We start from the raw sequence: 20,335 nt of genomic DNA on the forward strand, positions 1-20,335 counted from the left end.
ACACAAGTCTTTTGACTTGTGTTTTTTTGTATTGTTAAAAAGAATGGGAAAGAAGTAATGGTAATACAAACACGTTGCACAAGAGTTAATCATATTATATAAGAGATGGGTGTATATTTTTCTGGAAATTGTTAAGGATTAGAAGTATAAAATAGGTTCACTTAAATAGGGAGGGAAGGTTATGAAATTACAAAGTGAAGTTTGTATTGTTTGTGAGGCAAAAAGAAAAGAAGGTATATATGTTTATAATAATTTAATATGTTATGAATGTGAAAAGGATATGGTGAATACAGAGACAGATGATCCGAAATATATACATTATTTAAAGCAACTTCGAAAATTAGAAGTATCATATTTTTAAATAGGCATATGCCTATTATTTTTTTTGTTCTGTATAATAGATGGAGAATGAATAATAAGGAAGAGATGTAGATGAATCAAAATCATATGCCTTTATATGAGGCGTTAATCGAGTTTAAAGAAAGAGGGCCGTTATCCTTTCATGTCCCAGGTCATAAGAATGGTTTAAACTTCCCTCAGAAGGCAATAAGAGAGTTTAAAGATATTCTATCTATTGATGTAACTGAGTTAGCAGGACTAGATGATTTGCATAGTCCGTTTGAATGTATAGATGAGGCACAACGATTATTGGCTGAAGTGTATGATACAAAGAAAAGTTATTTTTTAATTAATGGTTCAACAGTCGGGAACTTAGCGATGATTTTGTCTTGTTGTGGGGAACATGATATTGTTCTTGTACAAAGAAATTGTCATAAATCAATTATTAATGGTTTAAAACTAGCGGGAGCAAATCCCATTTTTTTAGATCCATGGATTGATGAAACTTATAATGTACCAGTGGGAGTTCGTAATGAAATTATTAAGAAAGCAATTGGAAAATATCCAAATGCGAAAGCACTCATTCTAACGCATCCTAATTATTATGGTATGGGGATGGATTTAGAGGCAAGCATCGCTTTTGCACATGCACATGAAATCCCTGTTTTGATAGATGAGGCACATGGGGCACATCTTTGTTTAGGAGAACCATTCCCGAAATCAGCGTTAACATATGGTGCAGATATTGTAGTGCATTCTGCACATAAGACATTACCCGCAATGACAATGGGTTCCTATTTACATATAAATAGTCACTTAGTAGATGAAGAGAAGGTTACTACTTATTTAAGTATGCTACAATCTAGTAGTCCATCGTATCCAATTATGGCTTCCTTGGATATAGCACGCTTTACAATGGCGCGTATAAAAGAAGAAGGTCATGGTGAAATTGTTGAGTTTTTACGGAGATTTAAGGAACGGTTACGTTCTATTCCCCAAATCGCCATTTTAGAATATCCGTTGCAAGACGAGTTAAAGGTTACCGTACAAACTCGTTGTCAGTTATCAGGGTACGAATTACAGTCCGTATTTGAAAAGGTCGGTATATATACAGAGATGGCTGATCCGTACAATGTCCTATTTATTTTACCCCTGCAAGCAAATGAGGGGTATATGAAGGTTATAGAGATGATCCGAGTAGCATTGCAACATTATGACGTGAAAGACAAGAGGGAATCTATTCGTTATACTTATAAAGGTGAATTCTCTCCGTTGCCGTATACGTATAAACAACTAGAAAGATATGGAACAAGGATAGTATTTATAGAAGAGGCTGTTGGAATGATAGCGGCGGAAATGGTGATTCCGTATCCACCTGGGATTCCATTGGTTATGTATGGAGAGAGAATTACTTCAGAGCATAAAGAGCAAATTATGTATTTAGAGAGAGCAGGAGCTCGTTTTCAAGGTAATACGAAATATATGAAAGTGTATGATATAGAAAGTAGGTTTTAGGATGAAGGGATTATTTGTAACAATTGAAGGCCCAGAAGGTTCAGGTAAAACAACGTTAATTAAAAGCTTATTGCCATATTTTGAACAAAAAGCACAAAAGGTAATGGCGACAAGGGAACCAGGTGGTATTGCAATTTCTGAGGACATTAGGACGATTTTACATAAACAAGAATATACGATGATGGAAGCACGTACAGAAGCGCTTCTTTATGCTGCTGCGCGCAGACAACATTTAGTAGAAAAAGTTATGCCAGCACTTAATGAGAACTATCTCGTGTTATGTGATCGTTTTATAGATAGTTCTTTAGCATATCAAGGCTATGCAAGAGGATTGGGTATGGATAAGGTATTTGAAATAAATCGTTTCGCAACAGAGGACTGTATGCCTAGTTTAACAATTTATCTAGACATTGAGCCTGAGGTTGGCTTGGCTCGGATTGAAAAAGATGCAGGACGTGAAGTAAATCGACTAGATATGGAAGATATCTCTTTCCATAAACGTGTGCGCGAAGGGTATTTACAAGTTGTAGAACGTTTCTCGGAGCGTATTGTATTGGTAAATGCTGATCAGCCGATGGAAAAACTTATAGAAGAAGTTGTTCAGATTATAGAAGATAAATTGTTATAATAGAAGGAAAGAATAAAATAAGTGAGGTATGCATTATGATGAAGACGTGGGAGCAGCTTTCTGCTATACAACCCATCGGTGTAAAAATGTTGATGAATAGCATTGCAAAAGAGCGTATATCCCACGCTTACTTGTTAGAGGGAGGGAAAGGTACGGGAAAGTTTGCGACAGCAATTCAAATGGCAAAGAGTTTCCTCTGTTCTCAGCGGAATGGAGTAGAGCCCTGTCATGTATGCACAAATTGTAAGCGAATTGATTCAGGTAACCACCCTAACTTACATATTGTAAAACCAGACGGATTATCTATTAAGAAGCAGCAAATTCATGATTTACAAGAAGAGTTTTCAAAAACAGGATTAGAGGCAAATAAAAAATTATATATTATTGAGCACGCAGATCGTATGACGGCAAATGCGGCAAATACACTTTTGAAATTTTTAGAAGAACCAAGTAGTGATACAACCGCTATTTTACTTACTGAACAAAGTCATCAAATTTTAAATACGATTTTATCTCGTTGCCAAGTTGTTACGTTTAGACCGTTACCTACAGAATCTTTAATTAGAAGATTACAGGAAGAAGGTATTACAGCATCTTTATCGACACTTGCTGCTCAACTCACAAATAGTTTTGATGAAGCTTTAGCTTTATGTAGTGATGAATGGTTTGCACAAGCACGAGCTTTAGTGATAAAATTATGTGAAGCGCTCGAAAAAGATAAAACCTCTATTTTTTTTGTACAAGAAAAATGGGGAAAACACTTTGGAGAGAAAGAACAATTACAGCAAGGGTTAGATATGTTACTCCTTATTTATAAGGATTTACTATATGTTCAACTTGGAGAAGAAGATCGTCTTGTTTTTCATGAGCAGAAAGAGATATTTGAATCGTTTTCCTATGCTCAGAAGCGCATTGTATCAGCTCTCTTTAATATATTAGAGGCAAAAAATAGAATCAACGCTAATGTAAATGCGCAGCTTGTGTTCGAACAGTTAGTGTTGCGGTTGCAGGAGGGATGACCGTTTTGTATGATGTAGTAGGTGTTCGCTTTAAGAAGGCCGGAAAGGTATATTACTTTGATCCAAATCAGTTCGATATCTCTGAAAATGAGTTTGTTATTGTAGAAACGGTAAGAGGTATTGAATACGGAAAAGTAGTTATTACCAAAAAGCAAGTTGATGAAAACGACGTTGTATTACCGCTAAAAAAGGTTATTCGTATTGCAAATGAAAATGATCGTACCATTGTTGAAGAGAACAAACATGCTGCAAAAGAAGCATATCAAGTCTGTCAGCAAAAGGTAGTAGAGCATAATCTTGATATGAAACTTGTAGATGTAGAGTATACATTCGATCGTAATAAGATTATTTTCTATTTTACTGCGGATGGTCGGATTGATTTCCGCGAACTAGTGAAGGACTTAGCGGCAATTTTTAGAACAAGAATTGAACTAAGACAAATTGGTGTTCGTGATGAAGCGAAGATGCTAGGTGGTATTGGTCCATGTGGTCGTATGCTTTGTTGTTCTACTTTTTTAGGAGATTTTGAACCTGTATCCATTAAAATGGCAAAGGATCAAAATTTATCATTAAATCCTGCAAAAATCTCTGGTTTATGTGGTCGCTTAATGTGTTGCTTAAAATATGAGAATGATGAATATGAGGCGGCAAAGGAACAACTTCCTGATTTAGATCAACGTATACAAACCCCGCATGGTACTGGCCGTGTGATCGGATTAAATATTTTAGAAAGATTAATTCAAGTGGAACTAGTAGACAAGGAACGGATAGTAGAATATACGTTAGATGAGTTAGTGAATAAAGGGGTCGTTTCGAGTCAAACCACAGATTAATGAGGTGGGTGCTTGTGGAGAAAAAAGATATTTTTGAATCGGTTTCTAGTATGGAAGAGCAAATTGGACATTTATACAAACAGTTGGGAGAGTTAAAACAGCATCTTGCAGAGTTGTTGGAAGAAAACCAGCATATAAAAATGGAAAATAACAATTTGCGACACCGTTTTGAAGAAGTGCAGAATAAAGAAAAACAAAAAACTCAAAAGCGTAAAGAAGTGAAGCCGAAAACAGATATTGGTGAAGGCTATGACAATTTAGCGAGACTGTATCAAGAAGGTTTTCATATTTGCAATCTACATTATGGAAGTGTACGTAAAGAGGGAGATTGTTTGTTCTGTCTGTCATTCTTAAATAAAAAGTGAAATTACCTTTCCAATTATAATTGGAAAGGTAATTTTTTATACATGAAATAGGGTAGGTTAAGGGTAAGAAAAGGAGCAGTATATGAATTTATATGAAGATGAACGTTTAGATTACTTATTAGCGCAAGACATGAAGATTATACAAAGCCCATCAGTATTTAATTTTTCTTTAGATGCTGTTTTACTGGCAGATTTTGCATGGGTACCAATTCAAAAGGGGAATTTACTTGATTTGTGTACAGGTAACGCAGTTGTCCCCCTTCTATTAAGTACAAGAACAAAAGGAAAGATTACTGGTGTGGAAATTCAAGAACGCTTATATGATATGGGAGTAAGAAGTGTTCAATATAATGGGCTGGAAGAAAGAATTCACCTCATACATGGAGATTTGAAAGATATGCCAGAGAAACTCGGACGTCATCAATATGATGTTGTTACATGTAATCCACCATATTTTCAAACACCTCAAACTTCAGAGAAAAATATGAATGAACATTTAGCGATAGCTCGTCATGAAATTATGTGTACATTAGAAGATGTTGTATCTGCAAGTAGTCAGTTAGTAAAACAAGGTGGGAAAGTGGCGTTTGTACATCGTCCAGGGCGATTACTCGACATTGTCACATTAATGCGTAAATATAAAATTGAACCAAAGCGTGTGCGATTTGTTTATCCTAAGGTTGGAAAAGAAGCAAATACATTGTTAATTGAAGGAATTAAGGATGGAAATGCAGATTTAAAAATTTTACCACCTCTCGTTGTATATGAGAACAATAACGAATATACAAAGGAGATACGTTCAATTTTATATGGAGAAGAATAAGCATTTTTTTTATGTGGTAGAGTGCTCTGATGGAAGTTATTATGCTGGATATACAAACCATATAGAAAAACGAATACAGACTCATAATAGCGGCAAAGGAGCTAAGTATACACGCGTCAGGCTTCCTGTCGTTTTAAAATATGTAGAGACCCATGATGATAAGCGTACAGCTATGCAAGCGGAGTATTACTTTAAGCAATTAACGAGAAAACAAAAAGAGGCATATATGCAAAAAGGAGAACGCTATGTGGCAACAAAAAAGCTTTCAACAAAATGAAAAGGGAGTTTTATATTTAGTACCAACTCCTATTGGAAATTTAGAAGATATGACATTTCGTGCAATCCGAATTTTAAAAGAAGTTGATTTAATTGCTGCTGAAGATACGAGACAAACGAAAAAACTTTGTAATTATTTTGAAATTGAAACACCTGTCACGAGTTATCATGAGCATAATAAAGAAGTAAGTGGAAAGAGAATATTAGAGAAGTTAGAGGATGGAAAGAATGTAGCACTTGTTAGTGACGCTGGTATGCCGTGTATTTCTGATCCGGGTTACGATATTGTTGTTGAGGCAGTAGCTGAGCAATATCATGTAATTCCGCTTCCTGGAGCAAATGCAGCCCTTACAGCATTAATTGCATCCGGTCTTGAAACAAAGCAGTTTTATTTCTATGGTTTCTTGCAGAGAAACAAAAAGGAACGGAAGATGGAGTTAGAAAAGCTTCGTTATGTACAAACTACAATGATGTTTTATGAAGCGCCTCATCGTTTAGATGATACTTTAATTTCGATGCAGGAAGTGTTGGGAAATAGAGAGATTGTATTGTGTCGAGAGTTAACGAAAAAATTTGAGGAATTTATTCGAGGGACAATTCAAGAAGCAATTGAGTGGACGAAGCAAAATGAAGTACGTGGTGAGTTTTGTATTTTAGTAGCTGGTTCAACAGAAGAACCTGCTCCAGAAGAACAATGGTGGGAATCTCTTTCAGTATATGATCATATTGAACACTATATAAATGAAAAAGGTATGAATTCAAAAGAAGCGATTAAAACAGTCGCTAAAGATCGAGATTTGTCGAAAAGAGATGTATATCAAATCTATCATGTCGATAAAAAATAAGCTTCTCATAATTGAGAAGCTTATTTTGCTGTTTCGATATAATCTTGAAGTTCGTTTAAGATTTGCTCAGCGCCTTCTTTGCTTAAGATGATTTTACCTTCAGCTAAAGAAAGGTTACCGTCAGATACTTCACCAGTTACTTGGCAAGTCATGTTTGGTTTATATTTCTTTAAGATGATTTTTTCGTCATCAACATAGATTTCAAGAGCGTCCTTTTCTGCAATACCTAAAGTACGGCGTAATTCGATTGGAATTACTACACGACCTAATTCATCAACTTTACGAACAATACCAGTAGATTTCATAATTTTTTTCCTCCTAAATAAATAGTTTATAAGTTTCGAGTCTATTTTTAGATTCGTCATTTTTCGACAAAATACCCTATGGACATATGATACCAATCATTTACATTTCCGTCAATTCTTAAATTCTATATTTTTTAAAAAGATTTATAGATTTCTTATTTCTTATATATAATAGATTGAGAGGAAATTCCACAATTATTTACAATATTTTCAGAAAAAAATAACAAATTTCAAGTGGAGATTGTATATTTTTTTGAAATATGAGCAATAGATGATAAAGATATCGAGCATTAAGACCCAGAATTCAAAATTAGGTTGGCTTAAAGAAGATAAGTGAGATTCGGGCTGCTCGTAAAAGCCCGATTGATGTGGGCTAATAATCAGTGGGGATGAAGAAAAACCCCACTGATTAAAGTTTCACTTTATATATGAGTTTTTGATATACTGTTTATAAATACATATGAGGTTATTCGGGAGGTCCAAAACAATGACAGAGGAAAATAAGTCCTTTTATATTACTACCCCAATTTATTATCCAAGTGGAAAATTACACATTGGACATGCTTATACGACAGTAGCAGGAGATGCGATGGCACGATATAAGCGTATGCAAGGATATAATGTGCATTATTTAACAGGAACTGATGAGCATGGACAGAAGATCCAAAAGAAAGCAGAAGAGTTAAATATTACGCCACAGGCATATGTTGATAATATTGTTGCAGGAATTAAAGAGCTTTGGGAGAAGATGGATATTTCTTATGATGATTTTATTCGTACAACTGAAGATCGTCATAAAGATGTTGTCGAAAAAATCTTTAAGCAATTAGTAGATCAAGGTGACATTTATCTTGATGAATATGAAGGTTGGTATTCTGTACAAGATGAGACGTTCTATACAGAGCATCAATTAGTAGATCCAATTATGGAAGGTGACAAAGTAGTTGGAGGGAAAAGCCCAGATAGTGGTCATGATGTAGAACTTGTTCGTGAAGAATCTTATTTCTTTAGAATGGGTAAATATGTCGACAGACTATTAAAGTTCTATGAAGATAATCCACATTTCATTCAGCCGGAGTCTCGTAAAAATGAAATGATTAATAATTTTATTAAACCAGGATTAGAAGATTTAGCAGTTTCTCGTACTTCATTTGACTGGGGAGTTCGTGTTCCTGGTAACCCAAAACACGTTATTTACGTATGGGTTGACGCATTATCTAACTATATTACGGCGTTAGGTTATGGAACAGCAAATGAAGAGAAATATAAAAAATTCTGGCCTGCAGATGTGCATTTAGTTGGGAAAGAAATCGTTCGTTTCCATACAATTTATTGGCCGATAATTTTAATGGCATTAGATTTACCTCTTCCAAAGAAAGTCTTTGCTCATGGCTGGATTTTAATGAAGGATGGAAAGATGAGTAAGTCAAAAGGAAACGTAGTAGATCCAGTTACATTAATCGATCGTTATGGATTAGATGCATTACGTTATTACTTACTTCGTGAAGTTCCATTTGGATCTGATGGCGTATTTACACCAGAAGGATTTGTGGAGCGTATTAATTTCGACTTAGCAAATGACTTAGGTAATTTATTAAATCGTACAGTAGCTATGATTGATAAGTACTTTAACGGAGAAATCCCTGCATTTAAAGCAAATGTAACAGAATTTGATGAAACGTTAGTAGCGTTTGCACAAGATACTTTGAAAAAAGTAGAAGAAGCAATGGAGAATATGGAGTTCTCTGTAGCGTTAGGATCTATTTGGCAATTGGTTAGTCGTACGAATAAATATATTGATGAAACACAACCATGGGTATTAGCAAAAGATGAGAATGATCGTGAAAAGTTAGCTTCCGTAATGGCTCATTTAGCAGAAGTACTTCGTCAAACAGGTATTATGCTTATGCCATTCTTAACAGTAGCACCAAGCAAGATGTTTGCTCAGCTTGGCCTTACTGATGAGGCTCATAAATCTTGGGAAAGTCTATCTACAATTGGCTGTATTCCAGCTGGAACAAAAGTAGAAAAAGGAAACCCGATTTTCCCTCGTTTAGAAATAGAATTGGAAGTAGAGTACATTAAAGAACAAATGAAAAGCTCTGCCCCTAAAGTAGAAGAGAAAAAAGAAGAAGAGCCGAAGGCAGAAGAAATTACAATTGATGATTTCTTTAAAGTAGAATTACGCGTAGCTGAAGTACTATCTGCTGAACCTGTGAAAAAAGCAGACAAGTTGTTAAAAATCCAACTAGACTTAGGCACAGAAAAGCGTCAAGTTGTTTCTGGAATTGCAAAATTCTATTCGCCAGAAGACCTAAAAGGTAAAAAGGTTATTTGTGTAACAAACTTAAAACCTGTAAAATTACGCGGTGAATTATCGCAAGGTATGATTTTAGCGGGTGAAGAGAATGGCGTATTGTCATTAGCATCAATTGACCAAAATCTACCAAATGGTACAAAAATCAAGTAATTAAGACAAGAAAAGAGATGTTTCACGTGTAACATGTGTGAAGCGTCTTTTTTCTTTTTACATTCTCTATTTTTGCATTAAGATTGTAGTATTGTTATCGTTAAGTTATTAAAGAACTTATTTTTGTAGAATAAACTGGATTTCAATATAAAAGGAGTTATGTATTATGTTGTTTGATACACATTCGCATTTGAATGCAGAGCAATTTGAAGAAGATTTGCAAGAAGTTATTGCCCGAATGAAAGAAGCGGGAGTTACTTATACAGTTGTTGTTGGTTTTGATGAAGTAACGATAAAAAAGGCGATGGAATTAGCTGAAGCTTATGATTTTATTTACGCTGCGGTTGGATGGCATCCAGTTGATGCAATTGACATGACAGAAGAACATTTAGCTTGGTTAGAAGAACTTGCTTCTCATCCTAAAGTCGTTGCACTTGGAGAAATGGGTTTAGATTATCATTGGGATAAGTCTCCAAAAGAAATACAGAAAGAAGTATTTCGTAAACAAATTGCATTAGCGAAAAAAGTGAAATTGCCGATTATTATACATAATCGCGATGCAACTCAAGATATTGTTGATATTCTAGAAGAAGAGAATGCAGCTGAAGTAGGAGGCATTATGCATTGTTTTAGCGGCAGCGTAGAAGTAGCAGAGCGATGTGTTGATATGAACTTTCTAATTTCGTTAGGCGGACCAGTTACATTTAAAAACGCTAAAAAGCCGAAAGAGGTTGCTACGGAGATTCCATTAGAGAAATTGTTAATAGAGACGGATTGTCCATATCTAACGCCGCATCCATTTCGAGGGAAACGAAATGAACCGAGTTATGTAAAACTCGTAGCAGAAGAAATTGCGAATTTAAAAGGTGTTTCTTATGAGGAAGTAGCAGAAATGACAACCAAAAATGCAAAAGCTTTATTTGGTGTTGAATAAAAAAGAATGGGGAAACCTGTTCTTTTTTATTTTGAAAAAACACTAGTAGAAGTGATGAAGAAAATAAATGTGAATGATGAAGTGTTACAATAAGGACAGAGAACAAAGATTTTTCTATTCTATTTTTTAAAATATAAGAATGAGGAAAATAATAATGGAAAAGTCGTCATTTTTTTGTTTTACTAAGTAGAGACGAAACGAGTGTGGAGGCAAGCATGAAAATAAAAGAGATTATCGTTGTAGAAGGTAAAGATGATACAGTTGCGATTAAGCGTGCTGTTGATGCGGATACAATTGAAACGAACGGTTCAGCAATCGGTGATCATGTTATTGAGCAAGTTAAATTAGCGCAGCAAAAAAGGGGCGTTATTATTTTCACAGATCCAGATTATCCTGGAGAGCGTATTCGAAAAATTATTTCTGACAAGGTTCCCGGCTGTAAGCATGCCTTTTTACCGAAGGAAGAAGCGCTTGCTAAAAGGAAAAAGGGAGTTGGGATCGAACATGCTTCTAATGAGTCGATTCGCCGTGCTCTAGAGAATATACATGAAGAAATGGAAGCTTATACAAGTGAAATTAGTTGGAGTGATTTAGTCGATGCAGGCTTAGTGGGCGGAGAAATGGCAAAGAGCCGCAGAGAAAGAATGGGTAAGCTATTAAAGATTGGTTATACAAATGCAAAACAGTTACATAAACGATTACAGATGTTTCAAGTTTCAAAGGAATCATTTGGAGAAGCTTATAAGCAAGTAATACAGGAGGAAAAAAAATGAAGGATATCGCAACGCCAAATCGTACAAAAGACATTGTTGAAAAGTATGGATTTTCATTCAAAAAAAGTTTAGGACAAAACTTTTTAATTGATACAAATGTATTAAATCGTATTGTCGATCATGCAGAAATTGGTTCAGAAAGTGGTGCAATTGAAATTGGACCAGGTATCGGTGCATTAACAGAGCAATTAGCGAAGCGTGCTAAAAAAGTAGTGGCTTTTGAAATTGATCAAAGACTATTACCAATTTTAGATGAGACGTTAGCACCATATGGTAACGTTACAGTTATTAATAAAGACGTACTAAAAGCGGATGTACATGAAGTATTTAATGAGCAATTTGAAGAAGGGCAAGATGTAATGGTAGTAGCTAACTTGCCATACTATATTACAACGCCAATTTTATTTAAATTGCTTGAAGAAAAGTTACCAGTTCGTGGATTTGTTGTTATGATGCAAAAAGAAGTTGGAGATCGTTTAGCTGCTAAACCTGGAACGAAAGAGTATGGTTCTTTATCGATTGCTATTCAGTATTATACAGAAGTTGAAACAGTTATGACTGTACCGCGTACAGTGTTTGTACCACAGCCAAATGTTGATTCTGCAATTATTCGCCTTCTAAAGCGTCCGAAACCGGTTGTAGAGGTGACAGATGAAACATTCTTCTTTGAAGTAGTACGAGCAAGTTTCGCACAGCGCCGTAAAACTTTGATGAATAATTTATCAAATAATTTAAATGGTTTCCCGAAAGATAAGGAATTATTGGATCGAATTTTAACAGAAGTAGGAATTGATCCAAAGCGAAGAGGCGAAACGCTATCTATTGAAGAGTTTGCAACATTAAGTAATGCATTGGTTCTTCATAAATTATCATAAGAATATGAAAGGGACAGTTCAACTTGAACTGTCCCTTTTGTCACCTTTCTCCCTCTAAATTCATATTTTAAAAACAGGTAAGATGGCCTAATGAGTTTGGAGGTAGGAGAATGGCTTTACATGTTGGAGAATTAGTGGAACGATATTCTCATAAGAGGGATATTCTTTTTCGTATTATAGAAATAAAAGGCGAGATAGCTATATTGTTTGGAGAGGAAATTAGACTGGTGGCGGATGCGCCACTTGAAGATTTAATTAGTATAGATCAACGAGAACATAAAAAAAGGGTGAAGCGTGAGAAAGAAACAATGGAGCGCACGTATCGTTTGTTTCAACAAGATTATGTGTTAATGAAACAAAGGCATGAACATACTTCAACTGGTGGATACACAAGTGAGGTGAATTATTTTCAAATGCCGGGACGTGTATTGCATATAGATGGAGACCCTTTATATTTGCGCAAGTGCTTAGACTTATATAACAAAATTGGCGTTCCTGTACAAGGTATTCATTGTAAAGAAACGGAGATGCATGAAAAAGTAGTAGACTTAATAGATCACTTTCGCCCAGACATTCTCGTTATTACGGGGCATGATGCATATACAAAATCGAAAGGAGTGAAGGGAGATTTAGCGGCATATAGGCATTCAAGGCATTTTGTACAGGCTGTTCGAGAAGTGCGAAAAAAATATCCATCATTGGATCAACTTGTTATTTTTGCTGGGGCATGTCAATCGCACTTTGAGGCACTAATTCGTGCAGGGGCCAATTTCGCTAGTTCACCATCTAGAATTAATATTCATGCACTAGATCCTGTATATGTAGTTGGTAAAATTAGTTTTACTTCATTTATGGAGAGAGTCAATGTATGGGATGTCGTACGTAATACAATTACTGGTGAAAAGGGACTAGGTGGAATTGAAACGAGAGGGATTTTACGAACGGGATTACCTTTTCAACATTACGAGGAGTAAGCAGGGTACATATGTATCTTGCTTTTTTGTATGGAAGGATTTAAATGAATTTGGATAAAAAGAGACAAGAACGTACAGACTACGTAATGATACTTTTACAATATAGTATTTCTTCTATCTATTCAAACGCAAGATGATATTAGCTGTGAATCGAGGTTAATAATTAGGATAGATATATCGTGTTTTAAGTGTTCAATCTAAATTACAGCGAGGTGTAGCGAAGTATATGTCAAAACGTTTAGATGAAATTAAAAGCGAATTAGATCACCATCTTGGACAGCGACTTATGTTAAAAGCAAATAGTGGAAGAAGAAAAACTGTGGAGCAATCAGGTGTACTAGCAGAAACATACCGTTCTGTTTTTGTTGTACAATTGGATCAACAAGAAGATGCGTTGCAACGTGTATCTTATAGTTATGCAGATGTTTTAACAGAGACAGTAGAGTTAACATTTTATGGAGACCCTCATGATGAGGTCATTTTATAATCCATATATCATTACATATATTCCCATAAATGAAAAGCTATATTATTTTGCATACTAACTATACCGTAGCAAAATAAGGAGGGACTCTGCATTGAGTAGACGAAGAGGTGTCATGTCAAACCAATTTAAAGAAGAGCTAGCAAAAGAGCTTGGCTTTTATGATGTTGTTCAGAAAGAAGGATGGGGCGGAATTCGTGCGAAAGATGCTGGTAACATGGTGAAACGTGCTATAGAAATTGCAGAACAGCAATTAATGAAACGAAACCAGTAGTTGTAAGATACTTTCTATGCTACGGTAGCCGAGGAGACATTCCTCGGCTTTTTGTACTCTAAAAGGTGCCATCATTTTACATAAGTAGTTTCATTCTGAATGCTTTTCGTTATAATTAGGGAAGTGTCATCGTCTTACTATAAATTTATGGTAAAATAAACGATAAAAGATTGAGTACATAGAGTGGGTGAATAGATTGAAGCTACTAGTGAAAGCACCAGCAAAGATTAATCTGTCGTTAGATGTACTGGGAAAAAGACAAGACGGATATCATGAAGTGAAAATGATTATGACAACCATTGATTTAGCAGATCGTCTAGAACTAACGGAATTAGCAGAAGACCGTATTGAAATTTTATCCCATAATCGGTATGTCCCAGACGACCAACGAAATTTAGCTTATCAGGCAGCGAAATTATTAAAAGAGAAGTTTAATGTAAAAAAAGGTGTATCTATTACTATTGAAAAAACGATTCCAGTAGCAGCTGGATTAGCAGGTGGAAGTAGTGATGCAGCAGCGACATTACGTGGTCTTAATAAATTATGGAATTTAGGGCTTACAATTGATGAGTTAGCAGAGCTTGGCGCAGAAATTGGATCAGATGTATCTTTCTGTGTATATGGCGGCACAGCAATTGCCACTGGAAGAGGAGAGAAAATTGAGCATATAAAGACTCCGCCTTCTTGTTGGGTTATTTTAGCGAAACCACATATAGGTGTATCTACTGCTGATGTGTATGGAAATTTAAAGTTAAATCGAGTTACACATCCAAATGTAGATAAAATGGTTGATGTCATAAATTCTGGAGATTATAAAGGGATTTGTGATACTGTTGGTAACGTTTTAGAAGATGTAACATTTGGAATGCATCCTGAAGTTGCACGTATTAAATCACAGATGAAGCGATTCGGAGCGGATGCTGTATTGATGAGTGGAAGTGGTCCAACTGTATTTGGACTTGTACACCATGATTCTCGAATGCATCGCATTTATAACGGATTAAAAGGATTTTGTGAACAGGTCTATGCGGTACGTTTATTAGGAGAGCGAGAAACGCTTGAATAAAGACGTATAATACGTTATGATTTGTTTAGAATATTCGTGATTTGAGGTGAGAGTATGAAAATTAGAAGAAGTACAAGATTAGTCGATATGACTTATTACTTGCTACAAAACCCTCGTCAGCTAGTATCTCTCACTTTTTTTGCTGAAAGGTATCAATCGGCTAAGTCTTCCATTAGTGAGGATTTAGTTATTATTAAGCAAACGTTTGAACAACAAGGGGTCGGCACATTGCAAACGATACCAGGAGCAGCAGGAGGAGTGAAATATATACCGTATATAAGTGAAGAAGAGGCAGATCTAATTATTGATGAGCTTTGTGGCTTATTTGAAAATCCAGATCGTATTTTGCCTGGCGGTTACTTATACATGACAGATTTATTGAGTAATCCTCGCCATATTAATGGCGCAGGTCGTTTGTTTGCTTCTGTTTTTGCTAGGCAATCAATTGATGCGGTTATGACAGTGGCAACGAAAGGGATTCCACTTGCTTATGCAGTGGCAAATTACTTAGATGTACCAGTTGTAATTGCAAGGAAAGATAATAAGGTAACAGAAGGTCCGACTGTTAGTATTAACTATGTGTCGGGTTCTTCTAAACGAATTCAAACAATGACGTTAGCAAAACGCAGCCTTCCAGAAGGATCGAATGTTTTAATTATTGATGACTTCATGAAAGCTGGCGGAACGATTCAAGGTATGATGAGTATGTTAGAAGAGTTCAAGGCTAATGTTGTTGGTATTGGTGTATTAGTAGAATCCACAGATATTGAAGAACGACTAATTAATAATTTTGTATCATTAATTCGTCTATCGGAAGTTGATGTGAAAGAAAAAACGATTCAAGTGGAAAAAGGGAATTATTCTCTTGCACCATTTGATGAAGGGCTTGTAGAGGCTGAATAAAAGGTAGAGCAGATAGCTCTATCTTTTTTTATTTTATTTATAGATTATAAAATAGATGGACAAACTGCCTTTCGTACACTATTTTTAAAGAGTAAAATAAATAATAAAAGGGTGAAAAGTATGAAAGTTGTTCAAACAAGCAAGGCACCACAAGCGATTGGACCTTACTCACAAGGGATTATTGTAAATAATATGTTTTATAGCTCAGGACAAATTCCATTAACGGAAAATGGGGAGCTTGTAACAGGAGATGTAACAGTACAAACAGAACAAGTATTTCAAAATTTACAAGCGGTATTAGAGGAAGCGGGTGCTTCATTTGATACAGTCGTAAAAACAACAGTATTTTTAAAGGACATGGATGATTTTAATGCTGTGAATGAAGTATATAGCTCTTATTTCTCTACTCATAAACCAGCTCGATCTTGTGTGCAAGTAGCAAAATTACCGAAAGATGTTTCCGTTGAAATTGAAGTAATCGCCCTAGTTAAGTAACCTTTTGTAAGCGATAACCTCCACTAATCTCTATATTCAACTACATTAAAAATTTTTATCTTAAAAATTTTTAAAAAATTAAAGGGAAAATAGAAAATTTGTGGAATTTATACAAATATATCGCTTATTTAGAAAAGGGTGGTGAACACAAGATGGAAGTGACTGACGTAAGATTACGCCGCGTAAACACAGAAGGCCGCATGAGAGCAATTGCCTCTATTACTTTGGACCATGAATTTGTTGTTCATGATATTCGTGTAATTGATGGTAATAATGGATTATTTGTAGCAATGCCAAGTAAACGTACTCCAGATGGAGAGTTCCGTGACATTGCACATCCGATTAATTCTGGTACACGCTCTAAAATTCAAGATGCGGTTTTAACAGAGTATCATCGTTTAGGCGAGTTAGAAGAGGTTGAGTTTGAAGAAGCAGGTGCTTCGTAAAATTCGAATGAAAAGGGCTTTGACGAAAAGCCTTATAATTTTGTAGCAAACTCCTGTAAGCATTTACAGGAGTTTGTTTTTTTTTTTTTGCTTTATATTTGAAAATTTCATAATTCATTAACATAAAAAGAAGAAACTACTAATTTTTTCAAAATCATTTTAAATAGTATAGCTTATTTCTTAAAAAAGATACTAAAGAGTAAAACATCTTATAAGAATTATGGTAAAATTTAATAGTTAAAATGTGTTTCTTGAAATATATGATGATTTAGGATAATATCTTTAATGGATAAATAGGTTGCGATGGAGGGTCTATATGTCAAACAGATTTGCAGTGATTCTAGCTGCAGGTAAAGGCACACGTATGAAGTCTAAGCTATACAAAGTGCTGCATCCTGTATGTGGAAAACCTATGGTACAACACGTAGTCGATCAAGTATCTCAATTAGGATTGCAGAAACTTGTAACGGTTGTTGGGCATGGTGCTGAAATGGTACAAGAACAGCTAGGAAACGTAAGTGAGTTTGCATTACAAGCAGAACAACTTGGTACAGCACATGCTGTAGATCAAGCTGCAAGTGTACTTGCAAATGAAGAAGGAACAACTTTAGTTATTTGTGGGGATACGCCGCTAATAACTGCTGAAACGATGGAAGCATTACTTCAGCAACATAAAGAAGCAGGAGCAATGGCGACGGTGCTAACAGCGTACATAGAAGAACCTGCTGGATATGGCCGTATTGTTCGTAATGAGAATGGTCATGTTGAAAAGATTGTTGAGCATAAAGATGCAAATGAGAAAGAATTAGCTATTAAAGAAATCAATACAGGTACGTATTGTTTTGATAATAAGGCTTTATTTGCTTCACTTTCTAAAGTTTCAAATGATAACGTACAAGGTGAATATTACCTTCCAGATGTTATTGAGATTTTAAAAAATGAAGGTCATATCGTATCAGCTTATCAAACAGAGCAGTTCGATGAAACGTTAGGTGTTAACGACAGAGTCGCTCTATCGCAAGCGGAAATTATTATGAAAAACCGTATCAACCGAAAGAACATGGTAAATGGTGTTACAATTATTGATCCAAGTAACACTTATATTTCTGCTGATGCAATTATCGGTAGTGATACAGTTCTTCATCCAGGAACAATTATTGAGGGGAACACTGTAATTGGTTCTGATTGTGAAATTGGACCGCATACAGTAATTCGTGATAGTGAAATTGGAGATCGTACGACAATTCGTCAATCTACTGTACATGATAGTAAACTTGGTACAGAAGTATCGATTGGTCCATTTGCACACATTCGCCCAGATTCAGTTATTGGAGACGAAGTACGCGTTGGAAACTTCGTGGAAATCAAAAAAACTGTCTTTGGTAATAGAAGTAAAGCTTCACACTTGAGTTATATCGGGGATGCACAAGTTGGAGAAGACGTGAATCTTGGTTGTGGTTCAATTACGGTGAACTATGACGGTAAGAATAAATTCAAAACTGTGATTGGTAATGGGGTATTTATTGGATGTAATTCAAACCTTGTTGCTCCAGTAACAGTTGAAGATGGTGCTTATGTGGCAGCAGGCTCTACAATTACAGAGAATGTTCCATCAAAAGCATTATCGGTAGCACGTGCACGTCAAGTTAACAAAGAAGACTATGTTGATCAATTGCTGAATAAGAAAAAATCATAATGTGGAGGGTTAATCTAGATGTCGACTCAATATCTAAATTCTAATTTGAAAGTATTCTCTTTAAACTCTAATAAGGAACTTGCTGAGCAGATTGCAAAGCATATTGGAGTAGGACTAGGAAAATGTTCTGTTGATCGTTTTAGTGATGGAGAAGTTCAAATTAACATTGAAGAAAGTATCCGTGGTTGCGATGTATTCATTATTCAATCTACAAGCTTCCCAGTAAACGAACATATCATGGAATTACTTATTATGATCGATGCATTAAAACGTGCATCTGCGAAAACAATTAATATTGTTATTCCTTATTATGGTTATGCGCGTCAAGACCGTAAAGCGCGTTCTCGTGAACCAATTACATCGAAACTTGTAGCAAACTTGCTTGAAACAGCAGGTGCAACTCGTGTAATCACTCTAGATTTACATGCTCCACAAATTCAAGGGTTCTTTGATATCCCAATCGACCACTTAATGGGTGTACCGATTCTTTCTGATTACTTTGAAACAAAAGGTCTTAAAGATATCGTAATCGTGTCTCCTGATCATGGTGGTGTAACTCGTGCAAGAAAAATGGCAGATCGTCTAAAAGCGCCAATCGCTATTATTGATAAGCGTCGTCCTCGCCCGAACGTATCAGAGGTAATGAACATTATCGGTAATATTGAAGGAAAAACAGCGATTTTAATTGATGACATCATTGATACAGCTGGTACAATTACATTAGCAGCAAACGCTCTTGTTGAGAACGGTGCTTCTGAAGTATATGCTTGCTGTACACACCCAGTATTATCTGGCCCAGCAATTGAGCGTATTCAAAATTCAAATATTAAAGAGTTAGTTGTAACGAACTCTATCGTATTACCAGAAGAGAAGAAAATCGACAAAGTACATGAACTTTCAGTTGCTCCATTAATTGGAGAAGCAATCATTCGTGTATACGAAGAAGAATCTGTGAGTGTATTATTCAATTAATTGGATAGAATGAGACGTAACCAATTTTGGTTACGTCTTTTCGTATCGAAAAAAGAAAGTAGTGGTACAAGAATGAAATTGATAGTAGGACTTGGGAACCCAGGTAGAGAATATGAATTAACAAGGCATAATATTGGATTTATGGCCATTGATGAACTTGCGAAGCGTTGGAACATTTCTTTGAATGAACAAAAATTTAAAGGTGTATTTGGTGCAGGGTTTGTTAATGGAGAAAAGGTAATCTTATTAAAGCCGTTAACATATATGAATTTATCTGGGGAAAGTATTCGTCCACTCATGGATTATTATAAAATTGATGTTGAGGACTTCGTTGTTATGTACGACGATTTAGACATTCCTGTAGGTAAATTGCGTCTTCGCATGAAAGGTAGTGCTGGTGGACATAATGGTGTAAAGTCAACGATTTCGCACCTAGGAACACAAGAATTTCAACGTATCCGTATGGGAATCGATCGCCCGAAAAATGGAATGAAGGTAGTCGATTATGTATTAGGACGCTTTACATCTGAAGAGATTCCGGATGTTAACCATTCTATTGAAAAAGCAGCGGATGCATGTGAAGAGTGGCTAAATAAGCCTTTTCTCCAAATCATGAATACTTTCAATAGTTAAAAATGAGATTGGGAATATTTCTCTTTTGTTTTACCCATACTAGTAGTAATTGAATTTTTAGGAGGCTAGTATGGAAGGGTATTATTATTGCAGACACTGCGGAGGTAATGTAGGCTCCATTAACGCAGAAAAAGTATATAGCGACGTTTTATTTCAACTAACAGAGCAAGAAGTAGTAGAGATGATTCATTTTCATGAGAATGGAAATATATATATAAAAACAATTTGTGAATCGTGTCAAGAAACGCTCGCATCTTATCCTGAGTATTATGAGTATGAAAAATTTCTGCAATAAAATGTTGTCGCTTTGGCATGTCCAAAGCATTTTTCTGTTTTCCTTTTCCAAAATATTTGCATAAAATAGAATGACTTGCTCTTTATGTTGAGAGGAG

The 20,335-nt window shown here is 35.5% G+C and carries 25 protein-coding genes; 24 read left to right on the forward strand and 1 reads right to left on the reverse strand.

Annotated elements, in window-relative coordinates:
* Positions 1-181 precede the first annotated feature (181 nt).
* From OXT04_RS27820 to rsmI, 9 genes are all read left to right on the forward strand, one after another.
* Positions 182-361, forward strand: coding sequence for a sigma factor G inhibitor Gin (locus OXT04_RS27820; RefSeq protein ID WP_090978606.1), 180 nt, complete (start codon positions 182-184; stop codon positions 359-361).
* Positions 362-432: 71 nt separating this feature from the next.
* Positions 433-1,854 carry an aminotransferase class I/II-fold pyridoxal phosphate-dependent enzyme gene (locus OXT04_RS27825; RefSeq protein ID WP_267418729.1) on the forward strand — a complete coding sequence of 474 codons (1,422 nt, stop codon included), beginning with the start codon at positions 433-435 and terminating at the stop codon, positions 1,852-1,854.
* Between the two features lies 1 nt (position 1,855).
* On the forward strand, positions 1,856-2,482 hold the full coding sequence (gene tmk / locus OXT04_RS27830; RefSeq protein ID WP_000677220.1) for a dTMP kinase: 627 nt from the start codon (positions 1,856-1,858) through the stop codon (positions 2,480-2,482).
* A gap of 35 nt (positions 2,483-2,517) precedes the next feature.
* Positions 2,518-3,501, forward strand: a complete 984-nt coding sequence (gene holB, locus OXT04_RS27835; RefSeq protein WP_267418731.1) for a DNA polymerase III subunit delta' — start codon at positions 2,518-2,520, stop codon at positions 3,499-3,501.
* Between the two features lie 5 nt (positions 3,502-3,506).
* On the forward strand, positions 3,507-4,334 hold the full coding sequence (locus OXT04_RS27840; protein WP_000272429.1) for a PSP1 domain-containing protein: 828 nt from the start codon (positions 3,507-3,509) through the stop codon (positions 4,332-4,334).
* Between the two features lie 14 nt (positions 4,335-4,348).
* Positions 4,349-4,699 carry a DNA replication initiation control protein YabA gene (gene yabA / locus OXT04_RS27845; RefSeq protein ID WP_000412063.1) on the forward strand — a complete coding sequence of 117 codons (351 nt, stop codon included), beginning with the start codon at positions 4,349-4,351 and terminating at the stop codon, positions 4,697-4,699.
* Positions 4,700-4,781: 82 nt separating this feature from the next.
* Positions 4,782-5,522 carry a tRNA1(Val) (adenine(37)-N6)-methyltransferase gene (locus OXT04_RS27850; RefSeq protein WP_001055355.1) on the forward strand — a complete coding sequence of 247 codons (741 nt, stop codon included), beginning with the start codon at positions 4,782-4,784 and terminating at the stop codon, positions 5,520-5,522.
* The gene (locus OXT04_RS27855) at positions 5,509-5,799 is read left to right on the forward strand and encodes a GIY-YIG nuclease family protein (protein ID WP_000414350.1); all 291 of its coding nucleotides are present in this window, start codon (positions 5,509-5,511) and stop codon (positions 5,797-5,799) included. Before OXT04_RS27850 ends, OXT04_RS27855 begins: the two co-directional genes overlap by 14 nt.
* Positions 5,768-6,643: a 16S rRNA (cytidine(1402)-2'-O)-methyltransferase gene (gene rsmI, locus OXT04_RS27860; RefSeq protein WP_000267824.1), complete on the forward strand. Its 876-nt coding sequence runs from the start codon at positions 5,768-5,770 to the stop codon at positions 6,641-6,643. The genes OXT04_RS27855 and rsmI overlap by 32 nt, the downstream gene beginning before the upstream one ends.
* Positions 6,644-6,663: 20 nt before the next feature.
* On the opposite strand, the gene OXT04_RS27865 is transcribed toward rsmI, so the two are convergent.
* Positions 6,664-6,948 carry a transition state genes transcriptional regulator AbrB gene (locus tag OXT04_RS27865; RefSeq protein WP_000843036.1) on the reverse strand — a complete coding sequence of 95 codons (285 nt, stop codon included), beginning with the start codon at positions 6,946-6,948 and terminating at the stop codon, positions 6,664-6,666.
* A gap of 487 nt (positions 6,949-7,435) precedes the next feature.
* Between OXT04_RS27865 and metG the strand changes: the two genes are divergently transcribed.
* From metG to OXT04_RS27940, 15 genes are all read left to right on the forward strand, one after another.
* Positions 7,436-9,418, forward strand: coding sequence for a methionine--tRNA ligase (gene metG, locus OXT04_RS27870; protein ID WP_232733559.1), 1,983 nt, complete (start codon positions 7,436-7,438; stop codon positions 9,416-9,418).
* A gap of 166 nt (positions 9,419-9,584) precedes the next feature.
* On the forward strand, positions 9,585-10,352 hold the full coding sequence (locus OXT04_RS27875; RefSeq protein WP_000895840.1) for a TatD family hydrolase: 768 nt from the start codon (positions 9,585-9,587) through the stop codon (positions 10,350-10,352).
* A 215-nt stretch (positions 10,353-10,567) separates the two neighbouring features.
* Entirely contained in the window at positions 10,568-11,125 is a 558-nt protein-coding gene (rnmV, locus tag OXT04_RS27880) for a ribonuclease M5 (RefSeq protein ID WP_000692837.1), read from the forward strand.
* Positions 11,122-12,000, forward strand: a complete 879-nt coding sequence (gene rsmA / locus OXT04_RS27885; protein ID WP_000651548.1) for a 16S rRNA (adenine(1518)-N(6)/adenine(1519)-N(6))-dimethyltransferase RsmA — start codon at positions 11,122-11,124, stop codon at positions 11,998-12,000. The genes rnmV and rsmA overlap by 4 nt, the downstream gene beginning before the upstream one ends.
* Positions 12,001-12,110: 110 nt before the next feature.
* A complete protein-coding gene (gene yabG, locus OXT04_RS27890; protein ID WP_001173734.1) occupies positions 12,111-12,974 on the forward strand; it encodes a sporulation peptidase YabG in 864 nt (287 codons plus the stop codon).
* Positions 12,975-13,200: 226 nt separating this feature from the next.
* On the forward strand, positions 13,201-13,461 hold the full coding sequence (gene veg / locus OXT04_RS27895; RefSeq protein WP_000044346.1) for a biofilm formation stimulator Veg: 261 nt from the start codon (positions 13,201-13,203) through the stop codon (positions 13,459-13,461).
* Positions 13,462-13,552: 91 nt separating this feature from the next.
* Positions 13,553-13,732 (forward strand): acid-soluble spore protein SspF, encoded by a 180-nt coding sequence (sspF, locus tag OXT04_RS27900; RefSeq protein ID WP_002094215.1) that lies wholly within the window; start codon positions 13,553-13,555, stop codon positions 13,730-13,732.
* Between the two features lie 196 nt (positions 13,733-13,928).
* Complete coding sequence (ispE, locus tag OXT04_RS27905) at positions 13,929-14,798, forward strand: 4-(cytidine 5'-diphospho)-2-C-methyl-D-erythritol kinase (protein WP_000772104.1); 870 nt, start codon at positions 13,929-13,931, stop codon at positions 14,796-14,798.
* A 54-nt stretch (positions 14,799-14,852) separates the two neighbouring features.
* Complete coding sequence (gene purR, locus OXT04_RS27910; protein ID WP_000702467.1) at positions 14,853-15,701, forward strand: pur operon repressor; 849 nt, start codon at positions 14,853-14,855, stop codon at positions 15,699-15,701.
* A gap of 120 nt (positions 15,702-15,821) precedes the next feature.
* Positions 15,822-16,196: a RidA family protein gene (locus tag OXT04_RS27915; RefSeq protein WP_000869823.1), complete on the forward strand. Its 375-nt coding sequence runs from the start codon at positions 15,822-15,824 to the stop codon at positions 16,194-16,196.
* 152 nt (positions 16,197-16,348) lie between these two features.
* A complete protein-coding gene (gene spoVG / locus OXT04_RS27920) occupies positions 16,349-16,642 on the forward strand; it encodes a septation regulator SpoVG (protein ID WP_000454041.1) in 294 nt (97 codons plus the stop codon).
* Positions 16,643-16,958: 316 nt separating this feature from the next.
* Positions 16,959-18,338, forward strand: a complete 1,380-nt coding sequence (gene glmU / locus OXT04_RS27925) for a bifunctional UDP-N-acetylglucosamine diphosphorylase/glucosamine-1-phosphate N-acetyltransferase GlmU (RefSeq protein ID WP_053563253.1) — start codon at positions 16,959-16,961, stop codon at positions 18,336-18,338.
* Positions 18,339-18,356: 18 nt separating this feature from the next.
* The gene (locus OXT04_RS27930) at positions 18,357-19,310 is read left to right on the forward strand and encodes a ribose-phosphate diphosphokinase (protein ID WP_000107420.1); all 954 of its coding nucleotides are present in this window, start codon (positions 18,357-18,359) and stop codon (positions 19,308-19,310) included.
* A gap of 72 nt (positions 19,311-19,382) precedes the next feature.
* A complete protein-coding gene (gene pth, locus OXT04_RS27935) occupies positions 19,383-19,943 on the forward strand; it encodes an aminoacyl-tRNA hydrolase (protein WP_000767702.1) in 561 nt (186 codons plus the stop codon).
* Between the two features lie 70 nt (positions 19,944-20,013).
* On the forward strand, positions 20,014-20,238 hold the full coding sequence (locus OXT04_RS27940) for an anti-sigma-F factor Fin family protein (protein WP_000399438.1): 225 nt from the start codon (positions 20,014-20,016) through the stop codon (positions 20,236-20,238).
* Positions 20,239-20,335: the final 97 nt, after the last annotated feature.

It is taken from the genome of Bacillus sp. GC_Bacil_1 (assembly GCF_026540675.1).
In the GTDB taxonomy this organism is placed as follows: Bacteria; Bacillota; Bacilli; order Bacillales; family Bacillaceae_G; genus Bacillus_A; species Bacillus_A cereus.